At 47.1% G+C, this 13909-nt stretch carries 13 protein-coding genes; 3 read left to right on the forward strand and 10 right to left on the reverse strand.

Annotated elements, in window-relative coordinates; all coding sequences use genetic code 11:
* Nucleotides 1–431: 431 nt before the first annotated feature.
* From F463_RS14640 to F463_RS15190, 3 genes are all read left to right on the forward strand, one after another.
* Nucleotides 432–2624: an HAF repeat-containing PEP-CTERM protein gene (locus F463_RS14640; RefSeq protein WP_018986979.1), complete on the forward strand. Its 2193-nt coding sequence runs from the start codon at nucleotides 432–434 to the stop codon at nucleotides 2622–2624.
* 349 nt (nucleotides 2625–2973) lie between these two features.
* Nucleotides 2974–3804, forward strand: a complete 831-nt coding sequence (locus tag F463_RS0110170) for a PEP-CTERM sorting domain-containing protein (protein WP_018986980.1) — start codon at nucleotides 2974–2976, stop codon at nucleotides 3802–3804.
* A gap of 52 nt (nucleotides 3805–3856) precedes the next feature.
* Nucleotides 3857–5065 (forward strand): PEP-CTERM sorting domain-containing protein, encoded by a 1209-nt coding sequence (locus F463_RS15190; protein ID WP_018986981.1) that lies wholly within the window; start codon nucleotides 3857–3859, stop codon nucleotides 5063–5065.
* Nucleotides 5066–5160: 95 nt separating this feature from the next.
* Here the strand turns inward: F463_RS15190 and F463_RS0110180 are convergent, their stop codons facing one another.
* From F463_RS0110180 to lepA, 10 genes are all read right to left on the reverse strand, one after another.
* A complete protein-coding gene (locus tag F463_RS0110180; RefSeq protein ID WP_081620820.1) occupies nucleotides 5161–6051 on the reverse strand; it encodes a transporter in 891 nt (296 codons plus the stop codon).
* Nucleotides 6052–6057: 6 nt separating this feature from the next.
* Complete coding sequence (gene acpS / locus F463_RS0110185) at nucleotides 6058–6444, reverse strand: holo-ACP synthase (RefSeq protein WP_018986983.1); 387 nt, start codon at nucleotides 6442–6444, stop codon at nucleotides 6058–6060.
* Between the two features lie 28 nt (nucleotides 6445–6472).
* On the reverse strand, nucleotides 6473–7201 hold the full coding sequence (gene pdxJ, locus F463_RS0110190; RefSeq protein WP_018986984.1) for a pyridoxine 5'-phosphate synthase: 729 nt from the start codon (nucleotides 7199–7201) through the stop codon (nucleotides 6473–6475).
* Nucleotides 7202–7331: 130 nt separating this feature from the next.
* Nucleotides 7332–8072, reverse strand: a complete 741-nt coding sequence (locus tag F463_RS0110195) for a hypothetical protein (RefSeq protein ID WP_154650049.1) — start codon at nucleotides 8070–8072, stop codon at nucleotides 7332–7334.
* 265 nt (nucleotides 8073–8337) lie between these two features.
* Nucleotides 8338–9090, reverse strand: a complete 753-nt coding sequence (recO, locus tag F463_RS0110200; RefSeq protein WP_018986986.1) for a DNA repair protein RecO — start codon at nucleotides 9088–9090, stop codon at nucleotides 8338–8340.
* 30 nt (nucleotides 9091–9120) lie between these two features.
* Nucleotides 9121–10023 (reverse strand): GTPase Era, encoded by a 903-nt coding sequence (gene era / locus F463_RS0110205; protein WP_018986987.1) that lies wholly within the window; start codon nucleotides 10021–10023, stop codon nucleotides 9121–9123.
* On the reverse strand, nucleotides 10020–10691 hold the full coding sequence (gene rnc, locus F463_RS0110210; RefSeq protein WP_018986988.1) for a ribonuclease III: 672 nt from the start codon (nucleotides 10689–10691) through the stop codon (nucleotides 10020–10022). Before rnc ends, era begins: the two co-directional genes overlap by 4 nt.
* 24 nt (nucleotides 10692–10715) lie before the next feature.
* Nucleotides 10716–11069, reverse strand: a complete 354-nt coding sequence (locus F463_RS0110215) for a DUF4845 domain-containing protein (RefSeq protein WP_018986989.1) — start codon at nucleotides 11067–11069, stop codon at nucleotides 10716–10718.
* 48 nt (nucleotides 11070–11117) lie between these two features.
* Nucleotides 11118–11933: a signal peptidase I gene (gene lepB / locus F463_RS0110220; RefSeq protein WP_018986990.1), complete on the reverse strand. Its 816-nt coding sequence runs from the start codon at nucleotides 11931–11933 to the stop codon at nucleotides 11118–11120.
* Between the two features lie 32 nt (nucleotides 11934–11965).
* Nucleotides 11966–13765 carry a translation elongation factor 4 gene (gene lepA / locus F463_RS0110225; RefSeq protein WP_018986991.1) on the reverse strand — a complete coding sequence of 600 codons (1800 nt, stop codon included), beginning with the start codon at nucleotides 13763–13765 and terminating at the stop codon, nucleotides 11966–11968.
* Between the last annotated feature and the right edge of the window lie 144 nt (nucleotides 13766–13909).

The raw sequence follows: 13909 nt of genomic DNA on the forward strand, positions 1-13909 counted from the left end.
TATAACACCGGCCCCAACGGTAACGCCAGGGGCGATGAACTGGCTGAAATTTTTATGTAGCACGGGAGCGTACTTGGGAGGCGTTATTATCAACACACCAGTTTCTGATAACGAGTAGGCTGATGCATACTGGTCTGGCTTAAGACTGGTCATTCATCCCTTGTTAGGCGTGGATATTCGATACTTTTAGTGGCTACTAAAACAGCGAGATGAAGTGCTTCCAAGTATATAAAAGGGCGGTGCCTGCGAACAAATGGTGGCAGTGCAGGCGCCTCATAGCATGGCAATATCGCTGGCTATTTTAGGCTTGGTCGGCTTAGCCGACCGCAAATGGAAACCAAGTTGCCTTTAAAGATCGTTTATCTCCGGAAGAGCTACCTAGCGTGATAAGTGTGATTTCTTTGTTTTTATTGCCTCCTGAAAGGATTGATATGCGTAGTGTGCAAACATTTTTATTAAAACCTATTTATGCAGCTTTGCTTGTTCATTCCTCAATTTATATGAGCAATACTGCGATTGCAGCTGGTCGTGTAGATTTTGTCGAAATAAGCATTCCAAAAACCAGTGAATTTTTCTCTGTCAATTTGGTTTCAAGTGCAATAAACGATTTTGGGCAAGTCTCAGGAAATGTTTCATATGTGAGAAATAACGCTAGTTTTTCCCAATTTCGTAGAGGGTTTGTGTTTAACAATACAATCACTCAATATGAGCCACTGGTACCAAGCGGCTTTGTGGGGAGTACTGCCGCAAATGGCATCAATAATGCAGGGTTTGCAACCGGCTTTTCAGATACCAGTTCAGGTATGCGGTTTGTCACATTTAAAGAGGGCGTGACGAATAATCTTGGTAGTGGTGAAGGGTTAGCAATCAACCAATCAGGTTGGATTGCAGGATGGAGTAACCTGCAAGCGTTTGTTTTTAATGGGACGTCCACCCTCTCTTTAGGAAATCTCTTAGGCGCTAGTCGGGCAAATGACATCAATGATCACGGCCAAGTAGTTGGTCGGGGTACTTTTAACGGGGCGCAACGTGCTTTTCTCTACAGTAATGGCAATGTGCTTGACCTAGGTACATTGGGTGGCGCATCAAGCACTGCAACTGCCATCAATAATCGTGGGGTCATCGTAGGGTCATCGTTAAACTCTTCAGGTGCGAATAGAGCATTCATTTACGAAAACGGTGTGATGCGCGATTTAGGCACTTTAGGGGGGAACTCATCTATTGCAAATAATTTAAACGATAGTGGCCAAATCGTAGGCTCAAGTGATAACAGTGCATTTTTGTACACAGGGTTTCAGAATAGCGCACTCATCAATTTAAATTTAATCGCGCCATCAGGTTGGACTCTGACCTCTGCACAGGATATCAATCGTTACGGTCAGATTTTGGTCAATGGGAGTCATCAGAATCAATCTAAATCACTTGTCATCACCCTCCATCCCGAGTGGCAGGGTACAAGCGGCAATTGGGACGATGCCACAAAGTGGAACTTTGGTGGTTTGGGGGCTTTAAATAATCTGACACCGGGTTTGCCCCACGACGTGATTATCAGTGGCAATAACACGAGCCTCACCGTGAATGGCAGCCAAAATGCCGAGATTAAATCTCTTTTAGTGAGTGGTGCGCAAGGCCAAGTAACGACACTTGATCTACAAAATGGTCGGATTAGCACAAAAAATGGCGCTACTTTTAATGCCAATAGCCAGCTTACAGGTAATGGTAATTTAGATGGGAACATAGTGTTAAACAGCGGCAGCCAAGTACGTGTTTCAAGTGGACAATCCATGTTGTTATCTGGTGGATTAGTCTCAAACAATGGTGCCGTGCGTGTGTTAGGAAGCAACGCCAATGCAGCGAACCTAACTGTAGCGCAAGCCTTTCAAAACCAGGCTTCAGGACAAATTAATTTGCAAAATGCGAATGTTGAGTTACTCAATACACTTGTGAACAACGGGCTTATAACTGTAAGCGCTGGTAATAGCAACCTCTTTGGAAATGTCATTAATACCAGCAACGGTCGATTATTTTTATCAGGAAATAGCAACACTACATTCTACGACACCGTTGAAATATCCTCCGGCGGAGAATTAAGAGTCTCAGCGGGTTCAACTGCAACCTTTTTTGGCGAAATGATTCAACGAACTGGCGCAATCATGTCAGGTAATGGAACAAAATTTTACGAGGGCGGGCTATCGGTAGGTAACTCTCCAGGCCTGGGTGTCGATGCAGGGAATGTGAGTTTTGGCGCATCAAATCAGTATTTAGCTGAAATCGGCGGTACTTTTATTGGTGACTCCAATGGCAATGGATTGCAATTTGACCGCTACATCGTCAATGGCACCTTAACGCTCGGTGGTACATTAAAGCTAGTTTCATGGAATAGTTTTATTGCAGAATCAGGTCAGAGCTTTGATTTGTTTGATTGGGGTAATTTAATTGGACAGTTTGATGTGATTGACACCAGCGGATTGAGCATAGCGAGCGGCGCGCAACTGGATTTATCGCGTTTGTATGTAGATGGAACAATAAGTGTAACTCCTGTGCCAGAACCCAGTGGCTACGCTTTCATGTTAGCTGGACTTGGCTTGATTGCTTATGCCTCACGCAAGCGCAAACCGATTTGAATCATAAAATCAACGCGCAAGCACGTTACCCGCATTAGCTGGTACGTGCTTTTGCTATGTATGGGGTCGAGGACCTAGCGCTAACACCCTATTCTCTCAAAATGACCCTGGCCATATCGCGAATATGCCAGACGCCAAGCTTTAGTACCCCCCCTTGACTGACGTACTGACTCAGATCAGTAAACTGCCTTTATGTCGCACCATCGGGTGACATACAAATCATCAACGAATGTTTATGATTAACAAAAAATAAATCAGCCACCTGGAACTGATATTACGCGGTCATTAGAAAAACATGCAGCCGCCTGAACGTGCGTTTTAATCATTTTTCATCCTCTAGAAAGAAAGCATGATTCCTAATCTTCAAATTGCAAAAACGGTTAAATTGATCATGTTAGCCAGCACATTAATCCTTATCGCTTTTAGCCTCAACGCGCAAGCCGCGCTTATCAGCTACTCCAATGCTGGGAAGGATTTGGTCTATAGCTCTGTAAGCAATGTCACTTGGACTAAGGATGCTAATTTATTAAAAACGATGATTGAAGCAAGAGGACTTGAGCCTCTAGTTGAGGATATTTTGGCGGTGACACCAAGCATCAGTAACACACCAAACTATCTGAGTCCAAATGGTAATTATGTGTTATCAATTTTTGATTTTAATGATGGAGATATATCAAATATTTCTGGTGTTTCAACCTGGTTTGGCGCCTTAGCCTTTGTTAATTATTTAAACCATATTAATTATGCTGGTAGCAATCAGTGGCAACTGCCATTAGGGACATATCGGACATGGTATCAACTTGTTTTTAATTTCGGTAGATCAATAGGAAATGGCACCACAGATGGTGATGAGCTCGCTGAACTTTACTATCATGAACTTGGTAGACAACAGCTAGAAGGGTTTCCTGATACAGATATTTTCGATCAAGAACAAATTAATGCAAATTACTGGTACGGTAATGAAAGTGGCTCTATGACAGGCGAGTATGCATGGGCCTTTAATTTTAGAGAAGGTGATCAAAAAATTAGAGAGAAAGGAGAGCAATATTTTTATTATGCGTGGGCAATCACGCCAGGTCGAATTTCAGCAGTACCAGAACCTGAGAGCGTGGTCATGATGTTGGTTAGTTTAGGCCTGATGGCTGGGGTGGTTCGTCGCAAGCAAAAATCATTTGGCTAAAAATAACACTTGCTGCTGTGAAGCAGACGACTTTCAAGGATGCCAGTTGACGATGGATAGTTTGGAAAATTTTACGATGAGCTTAAAAAGCAGAAGCAAATTTATATCAGCGCAGGCATTACTTTTTATGGGATTGAGTTCACCTAATGCTGGGGCCTATGTTGTTAGTGATCAAAGTTTAAATGCAGTACAACAAGCCAATGCGCAAATTTGGACATGGAGTTGGGGCGATCCCGCAACAAGCCTACCAGCTATCAAGACTTTTGGCTTTAATAGTACTGGTAGCCAAGTCGTTCCTGATAATTACTACGTTGGCGGTACCGGCGTTTCAAGAGAGACTAAATTGTCTGGACCGATCATATATTCAGATAATATCCAACGCAAACTTGAAGCCAGTGCATTATCAGTGGCGAGTGCACGGTCTGGGCAAATAATCACAAAAACCAACAGCAATAATTTTGACGGGACTCGGATTGATAAAGCAAATGGCAGTGTATCTGCATTCGCTACTGCAGCGGCAGAATTAAAGAATTACTGGAACTTCACACTAGACCCATCTAACCGGAGCACAGCAGAACTGTCAACACACCCATTAGACTTTCAACTTACCTTGGATGTGAATTCCAGATTGTTACCTACACTTAATCATGATTATGCTTTTCAGCCAGCGCATACTGGTATCAGTATTTTGACAGTTGAATTTAATTTATTCAATCTTGCTTGGCAACCAGCCAATATTTCGACGACAAGCGATGGCAGGCCAGCCGTAAAAACAATTACTTATACTTACAACATCGACGCCAACTCTCCGAATCAGCAGACTTTCACCATAAATGAAAGTATTGATAAGTTAATAGAGTATTGGTCTATTGGTGGCAGTGCAAGCGGTGGCCTTGTATTCCCCGTTGACGGAGATAATAGTGCGAAGTCTCGCACTTGTTTAGATGCTGTAGCAGGTGCATTGTCACAAATGTGTAATATTAGTCTCTCAACCCACATTAAGCTTGAAACACGAGGTGGTTTTTCAGAAGTCACTTTGAACGCAAATTGGGATGCGAGCATTAACGGAAATAAAGATGGTATTTTAGCGGTGAATACCTCCGCAGCGCGCTGGGGTGAGCCTCTTGATTCCTCACTTTTGATCCCTCCATCACAAATATCACCAGTGCCTGAACCTGGCAGCTTCATGCTGCTGTTTGCAGGTTTAGGCTTGATGACAAGCGTGGTGCGTCGCAAGCAAAACACCTCCTGCAGAAGCTAGCACTTTCAAAGATAGGTTACCGATTCTTCTTATTTTCAGTGATTGTGCAGTGACTTTTATTAAAGAGCCGGGCAGCCCCAATATTATATCGGTGGCTAGAAAAACCAGCCCAACCGAAATACCAGATCAGAATTGATTTTCAGGTCGTTATCCACCCGACTATCTTGAGAATAGCGTAATGAGAAAAAAGTGAGGGGGGTAAGCATTTTACGCGCCGCAAGAAAATAGCGTTGCTGGTTGGTTGGATTGTCAAGATCAAACGCATCGACACGTTGCGCTCCTCCCCAGTTTAATTGTACGCCACTACTGAATTCCCAGCCGGGGATAGGTTGCCAGCGCAAGTAAGTGGTGATAGCGTAAACGTCTGATTGCCTGAGCCTGTAGTTGGCAACATAATCTGTGTTGGTTGAAAATCGCTTCCATTCAGGCGTGAAGTCCCAGTAAAGGGACTCTGATAGCTTTTGCACCCACCCCAGCTGCATTGAAAGTATCCAGCGATTATCACCTGCATTAAGTGCCTGGTCATGATCATAACGGCCAGTGGGTGGTGTCACATTCGTAGAAACCGCTAAAGAATAGCCTTTATCAGGCGAGTAAATTGGCCAGAAGTTGTAGGTAAAGCGAAGGTCACTCAAGCCGACTGCGCTTTCGCCAAATCCGGGAGGCAAAGCACCCGCTGTCTGTTCTGCCTTGATGTAAGGCAAGGTGATTGACCAAGAATTGGGATGGCCTAATATTTCCCCGTATTGGGTATAGGCAAATACCAGAGCCTGCCCTCTCAGCTGACCGTCATAGGCTCGTTTGCCTCCCACATAGTAGTCTGAAAACTCACGGTGAAAATAAAATGCAGAGATTAATCGCGTCCCCGCCGGCAGCACGATGTATTCCGCAGGAAAGATTTCTGTTCCAGCAAAAGAGAATGTTACGATGAAAATATTGATTACGCTAATCAAAAATCCGATAGTTATTCTCTTTACAAACATCATAAACAATCACTCGGCCATCATCTCAAGGGTCACAAAAGCAAGTGCCAGGTTTTTTTCGTCGCTGATACTGATATGGGACTGATGAATATGGTGTAACTTGAGAAAGCTTTGTAATGTCGGAGATAATTGAAGCAGAGGCCGCCCCAAGGCATCATGCGTGACCGCGATATTGTGGAAACTCACATCGCCACGGATACCGGTGCCGATGGCCTTGGCAAAAGCTTCCTTGGCAGCAAACCGCTTGGCGAGGAATCGTGCCTTGAGTTGACTTTCCTGATAGTCAGGCCATTCCGAATGCGCCAGAATGCGTTTAGCAAAGGCATCACCGAACTGATCAAGCGAAGACTGGATCCGCTCGACCTCAACAATGTCTGTGCCGATCCCGTAAATCACTGACACTCCAAATGATTCAGTAGCTGCATCATCTTGGCGAAAACTCTTTCATGAGTGCTTTCATTTCACGCACTGCACTATCCCAACCCACAAACAAGGCGTGCGCCACGATGGCATGGCCGATATTCAATTCTTCAAAGCCATGCAGTCGGGCAATATGATGCACATTGTGATAATGCAATCCGTGACCGGCATTGACCACCAGTCCAGCGGATTTCGCATGTTGTAAAGCCGCCTGAATTTTTTCCAGCTCGTCTTGCTGTGTTTTTTCTGTTTCTGCATCAGCAAAAGTGCCCGTGTGAATTTCAATCACAGGTGCACCCATCTTAGCAGCAGCATCAATCTGTGCCAGGTCGGGCGCAATAAACAAGGAGACACGGATACCCTGCCCTGATAGCTTTTTTACGGCGTGCTCAACCTTGCTATAGTGCGTCAACACATCCAGCCCGCCCTCTGTGGTGCGTTCTTCACGGCGCTCTGGTACCAGGCACACATCCTGCGGATTAACCTGGATGGCAATATCAATCATCTCACTGGTGACCGCACATTCCAGGTTCATTTTAGTTTGCAGCAAGGGCCGCAAGGCAAAAATATCCGCATCCTGCATATGACGGCGGTCTTCACGCAAATGCAGGGTGATGCTATCTGCGCCAGCCTGCTCGGCGCGCAAAGCGGCCTGAACCACACTGGGGTATTTGGTGCCACGCGCCTGACGGATAGTGGCCACGTGATCAATGTTGACGCCTAGTTTTAACATATGAATGTGTGAATTTTAAAAAGCTTATTTTAACTGCGGTTGCCAAGAAACCAAACAGAAACCTCGCCATAGGAATGACGAGGATTTGCATGCGCTCACCGTTGACCAAAGCTGCTAACGGAGGCTTTAGCTAAAACATACCTCTGGCGCCATTGGGATTGCCAGGTTTTTCATGATGTGTGAAGACATCAAATAACAGCCTTAAACCCAATTGCAATGTCGTTTCATAGCGGCCCGTTCGGTTTAGCCTGTCATCCAGGGCAGGTTGCGCCCCCGCAATCACATCCATTTGCAAATAGTCGCTATACAAATAGCGAACTCCAAATTGAGTTGCATACCGTGGTGCATTCAGAGATAAAGGGTCACCTGAAAACAATTCAGCAACAAACCTCGTTTTTGGCGAGAAGGCTTCTATATCAACACCCGCCCCCCATAACGGCCTAGTGCGAGTGACACCCATGCGCTCTTTGTCAGTTCGAGTGCCCAGATTGATATGAATATTTAATTTGTCTTCCCATAAACGATAAGTGCTCATACCAACCAGACTTTGCACTTTCCCACGTTCCTGAAAACTGCCATGACCACTGTCAAACGTTGAGGTATAACTTAGGGCGTAGCCAGGATCACCCTGCTCTGTAGCGGCCTTCAACAATACTTTAGCTGATAATACAGGGTTACTGATCCCGGTCTGCCCTTCCCGATCAAGTCCGGTGCCTGCACCCACCAATATTTGCAACCAATCGTTCACGGTAGTACTCCCAATCGCATTCAGCGCTGGTGCAGGATCCCAATTGCCTTTCAACCTGGTCGTTTCAATCCAGCCCTCGGTTTCGATTTGACCATAATCCACAATCCTTGCATCGTCAGTCACGAATGGTCGAACTGCGTATACTGCGTTTGAAAAAGTGGCGAGACAAATCAAACACAAAAACCTAATACCATGCCTCATTCGTTACATCCTCTTTAATCATTACCCGCATGCCTATATCCGTTTAGCTAGCAAATCTGAATGACACAACACCACTGTTGCTGTCTGGCCTATCCATCATGTAAGAATGATAGTCAACCATATGAGATTGACATGCATTGAGGCTCCGGGATTGCCATATTGGCCATTATTTAACTCAAAACAAACATCAGAAATCCTGCAAATCCACCAGCAGTTGCCGCGTATGCAAGGGTTTTTCACCCAGGTAATGCTGTAGCAGGTAACGCATGAGTTGCTTGCTTTGTGATTGCGTCGTGGCGCTGCTGTAATTGCCGCGGGCCATCTCCAGTAATGTTGCCCCCTGCACCAGCAACCCATTTCTGGTTGCAGACGGGGCACATGCGCCATAGTCGGCCTCAAAGCGGTATATCTCATCGGCGTGTATCACTTCGCCATGTTCATCGTGCGTCAGTGGTACCGCGTACCCCAATTCCTGTAACATTTTGAGTTCAAACCGGCGCATGATCTCGGCCAGCTGGCCACTGCCGGCATCCTGCTGCAAGGTAGACAATAATTGAATGGTTTGGGCGTAATACTCGAATAGCTGCGTATGGGCATCATCCCGCGGCAGCAAGCGCAGCAACAGCTCGTTCATGTAAAAACCGCACATGAGCGCATCGCCCCTGAGCAATGTCAGGCCTGTCATCCACTCGAGGTCATGCAGGGTTTTGAGCTCGTTTTTGCCTGACCAGGTACCGGCCAGCTGCTGAAAAGACTGCAACATGCCACGCATGGCCGACAGGGGCCGTCGTGCACCCTTGGCAACGGCCGCAATACGTCCCAGGTCGCGACTAAACATTTCGACGACCAGGCTGGTTTCCTTAAAGGGATAGGTATGAAGAATAAAAACCGGTTGCAGGCTTTGTTTGTGGCTACCTGAATCAGATGGTTTTAGTGCCATGCGGATGACAGTAGAAAAGAAACTGCCCGGCTAGAAACCCAAGCTTTTTAACGCACGGGCATCATCTGCCCAACCACCTTTTACCTTGACCCAGGTTTCCAGGTAAACCTTGGAGCCAAACAGCTTTTCCATATCCTGGCGCGCTTCGGTGGAGATCTGCTTGAGCTTTTCGCCACCCTTGCCAATGATCATGGGTTTCTGGCTATCCTTATCGACAATGATGGCAGCAAAAATACGGCGCAGGTTTTTGACGGTTTCAAACTTTTCAATTTCTACCGTGACAGAATAAGGCACTTCATCACCTAGCAAACGGAAGACTTTCTCCCGCACCAGCTCAGCTGCCAGGAAACGCTCGTTTTTATCGGTCAACTCATCTTCGGCATACATGGCAGGTTGCTGCGGTAAGTGCTCGCGTATGGCAGACAGCAACTCATCCAGGTATAAATTCTTTTTGGCACTGACAGGGATAATGCCGGCAAAATCAAACAACAGGTCAAAGTCCTGGATCAAGGGCAACAAGTTGCCTTTGTCCCCCATCAGGTCTGCCTTGTTGACGACTAGCAATACCGGTTTGTTTTTAGGCAACAACTTGAGGACCAGCTCATCGGCTTCGCCCAGCTTCATCGGTTCAATCACAAACAACACCACGTCAACCTCGGTCAGGACCTGGGTGACGGTTTTATTGAGTGACTTGTTTAAAGCATTGAGGTGCTTTTGCTGGAACCCTGGCGTATCGACAAACAGAAACTGCGTATCTTCAGTGGTGTGTATGCCCAGCAATCGATGACGCGTGGTCTGCGCCTTGCGGGAGGTGATCGCCAGCTTAAGACCTAAGATATGATTGAGCAAAGTCGACTTGCCGACATTGGGACGACCAACGATGGCAACGGTGCCACAACGAAAATCGTCAGCAGCAGGAGTGAGTTCTGTCATGATTGAATATTATCCATGGCCAATTTGGCCGCTTGTTGCTCAGCCACACGGCGGCTGGTACCCACGCCGGTAGTGGTCAATTTGAGTTTTTTAATAAAACATTGCACAGTAAAGGTCTGTGCATGCGCTTCGCCTTCAATGGACACGACCTGATACTCAGGCAACTCCATTTTTTTGCTTTGCAGATATTCCTGCAGTTGAGATTTGGCGTCCTTGTCTATCGACTTGGGATCTATGGTGCTGAGTTTTTCTCGATACAGCAAGGCCACCACTTTTTGTGCCGCATCAAACCCACCATCGAGATAAACCGCACCCACGATGGCCTCCAGCGCATCCGCCAAAATGGAAGGCCGACGCCAACCAGCACTCTTTAATTCCCCCTCACCTAACTTAAGTGCATCACCCAAATGCAGGTCAGTGGCAATCTCAGCGAGGCTTGCCTCTTTGACCAGTTTGGCGCGCAGCCGGCTCAGGTCACCTTCGGGCAAATGTGGAAACAGATTGAACAGCTGGTGGGCAATAATAAAATTCAAGACGCTATCCCCCAGAAATTCCAGCCGCTCATTATTGCTGGCAGAAAAACTGCGGTGGGTCAGTGCCTGCTGCAGCAGCTCTGGCTGCGCGAAGCTGTAGCTGATTCTGGTTTGTAATACCGGGAGTGCATTCATTACGTTATGATCAAGGCTGCGTCACTATGGTTTGCTGGTCGCGTCAAAATCAATGAGCAGCGTCATCGTGTCTGTCAGTGGAATCTTTTTCTGGTAACGCATGGCGACCACACCACCACTGATCTCCAAATCGCGCCCCGTCACTTCGTGTATGCTGTCTACGTCCATCTGGCGGTCAAACGCCTTGCGGATATCGCTATCGTTTTGCAGCACTGGATCATGTGCGATACGGTTAACGGTAGACTGGATAGAGAAATACTCCATGTAGGCTGGGAGCGCTTTTAAGGCGACCATGCCCAAGATACCAAAGGCCGTTAATACCAGTAAAAAGCCGATCAGGCCAATACCGTGCTGGGTAGAAGTCTTTGAGAATTTCATAGGTACTCCCTCAAGATGATGCCCTGTGACACGGCGTGACCCATGCCATTAACCGATACTTTGCCCGATACGGCGCCACTGGTCAAAATTAAACCAGATGAAAAAGGCTTTGCCCACCAAATGTTTGTTAGCAACAAAGCCCCAGACACGGCTGTCTGAACTATTGTCTCGGTTATCGCCCATGGCAAAATAATGCCCCTCTGGCACGATGATGGTTTCACCCTGCATCAAACGGTCACCCAGACTACCCGGGCTGTACTGGTTCATAATGTCATGGATGAGTACATCGTGCTTTACCGTGCCTAACTGCTCATTTAAGCGGGAAGCGGTCACATCGACTGCGCGCGCACTGCCAGACTCGTCATTAACATTGAGCGCATACTGATATGGCTGCACAAAATCCAGGTTGATCACCTTGCCATTAATGGTCAACTGCTTGTCACGGTACTGAATCTGGTCGCCAGGCAAACCAATCACGCGCTTGATATAGTCAATGGTAGTATCTGGTGGGTAATGAAACACGAACACATCACCGCGCTGAGGCTGACCCACCGGGTAAAACACATTGTTAACGATAGGGACGCGCAAACCGTAGGTGTATTTGTTTACCAGGATGTAATCCCCTGCAAGCAATGTTGGCATCATAGAGCCAGATGGGATTTTGAACGGCTCAACAATAAAGGAACGCACCAAAAACACCAGCAAAATCACCGGGAAGAAACTTTTGCTGTACTCTACATACCAAGGGTCTGCCACCTCACCCAGTGCTCCCGCCTGGCGCTGTTTACGCAACACCAGGATATCCAGCAGCCAAATGGCACCAGACACCAATAAAATCACCAACATAAACATTGCAAAATACATGCTTGCTTCCTAAAGAGCGGGTGTTCCCGTTTTTATTTATCCTCAACGCGCAAAATAGCCAGGAAGGCCTCTTGTGGAATTTCCACATTACCCACCTGTTTCATACGCTTTTTACCTTCTTTTTGTTTTTCCAGCAACTTGCGCTTACGTGTGATGTCACCACCGTAGCATTTTGCCAATACGTTTTTACGCATGGCTTTCACCGTTTCACGGGCGATAATATTGGCGCCGATGGATGCCTGGATGGCAATATCAAACATCTGCCGTGGAATTAGCTCACGCATTTTGGCCACCAGTTCGCGACCACGATAAATGCTGTTGGCCCGATGCACAATCAGACTCAATGCATCCACACGCTCACCGTTTACCATGATATCCAGCTTGACCAGATCAGCCGCTCGGAACTCGAGAAACTCGTAATCCATAGAGGCATAACCACGCGAAACCGATTTGAGTTTATCAAAGAAATCGAGCACCACCTCATTCAGCGGCATTTCATAGCTCAACATCACCTGGCGGCCCATATATTGCATATTGCGCTGCACACCACGCTTGTTATTACACAAGGTCATCACAGGGCCTACATAATCTTGCGGCATAAGCAGGTTAACCACAATCATAGGCTCACGGATTTCTTCAATGCGTGAAGGCTCTGGCAATCGTGACGGGTTTTCGATTTGTATGACTTCGCCACTTTTGAGCAATAGCTCATAAATTACGGTTGGCGCAGTCGTAATCAGGTCCATATCGTACTCGCGCTCCAGGCGCTCTTGTACGATCTCCATATGTAGCAAGCCGAGGAATCCGCAACGGAAGCCAAAGCCAAGCGCAGTAGAGTTTTCCGGCTCGAACTGCAAGCTGGAGTCGTTCAGGCTTAACTTTTCCAGCGCGGTACGCAATGACTCAAACTGGTTGGACTCGACCGGGTACAAGCCCGCAAACACTTGCGGTTTGACTTCTTTAAACCCAGGCAATGGTTCAGCGGCAGACTTACCTGCTCCAGCAAGCGTCACTGTATCGCCGACCTTGGCCGCCGCCAGCTCTTTAATGCCAGCAATAATAAAACCTACCTCACCCGCATTCAATTGCTGGCGCTGTACGGACTTGGGCGTAAACACCCCTACCTGCTCACACAGGTACTCGGCGCCCGTCGCCATCAGGCGGATTTTTTCCTTGGCGCGCAGCACGCCATCTACCACACGTACCAGCATGACCACGCCCACATAGTTATCAAACCAGGCGTCGATCACCAGTGCTTTCAACGGCGCATTGACATCGCCTTTAGGGGGTGGCACTTTGGCAACCACTTCCTCCAGCACATCACGCACGCCTTCACCAGTTTTGGCTGAACAACGTACGGCATCGGTGGCATCTACACCAATGACATCTTCAATTTCCTGCGAAACGCGCATAGGGTCGGCTGACGGCAAGTCAATTTTGTTGAGTACTGGCGTCACTTCCACACCCAGGTCAATCGCCGTGTAGCAGTTGGCTACACTTTGCGCTTCCACGCCTTGGGAAGCATCTACCACCAACAATGCGCCTTCGCAGGCAGACAAAGATCGACTTACTTCATAACTGAAGTCTACATGGCCCGGGGTATCAATCAGGTTAAGGAAATAGGTTTCGCCATTGTTAGCTTTGTATTGCAAGGCGGCAGTTTGCGCTTTGATGGTAATCCCACGCTCACGCTCAATATCCATGCTATCGAGCACCTGCGCTTCCATTTCGCGCGCCTCAAGGCCACCGCACAATTGGATGATACGGTCTGCCAGTGTCGATTTGCCATGGTCAATGTGGGCAATAATCGAAAAATTACGAATATTTTTCATGTTCTGTTATGCGTTAATTACAAGCAAGAAAGGCGCTTGAAGCGCCTTTCAAATCCGTTGCATTTTACAACAAATGCATGAATATCAGTGATTTATTTTCCATGGCTGTGCATTTTGGCAGCCGCTTGATAAAACACAAAAAGA

The organism is Methylophilus methylotrophus DSM 46235 = ATCC 53528 (assembly GCF_000378225.1).
GTDB classification, from domain to species: Bacteria; Pseudomonadota; Gammaproteobacteria; order Burkholderiales; family Methylophilaceae; genus Methylophilus; species Methylophilus methylotrophus.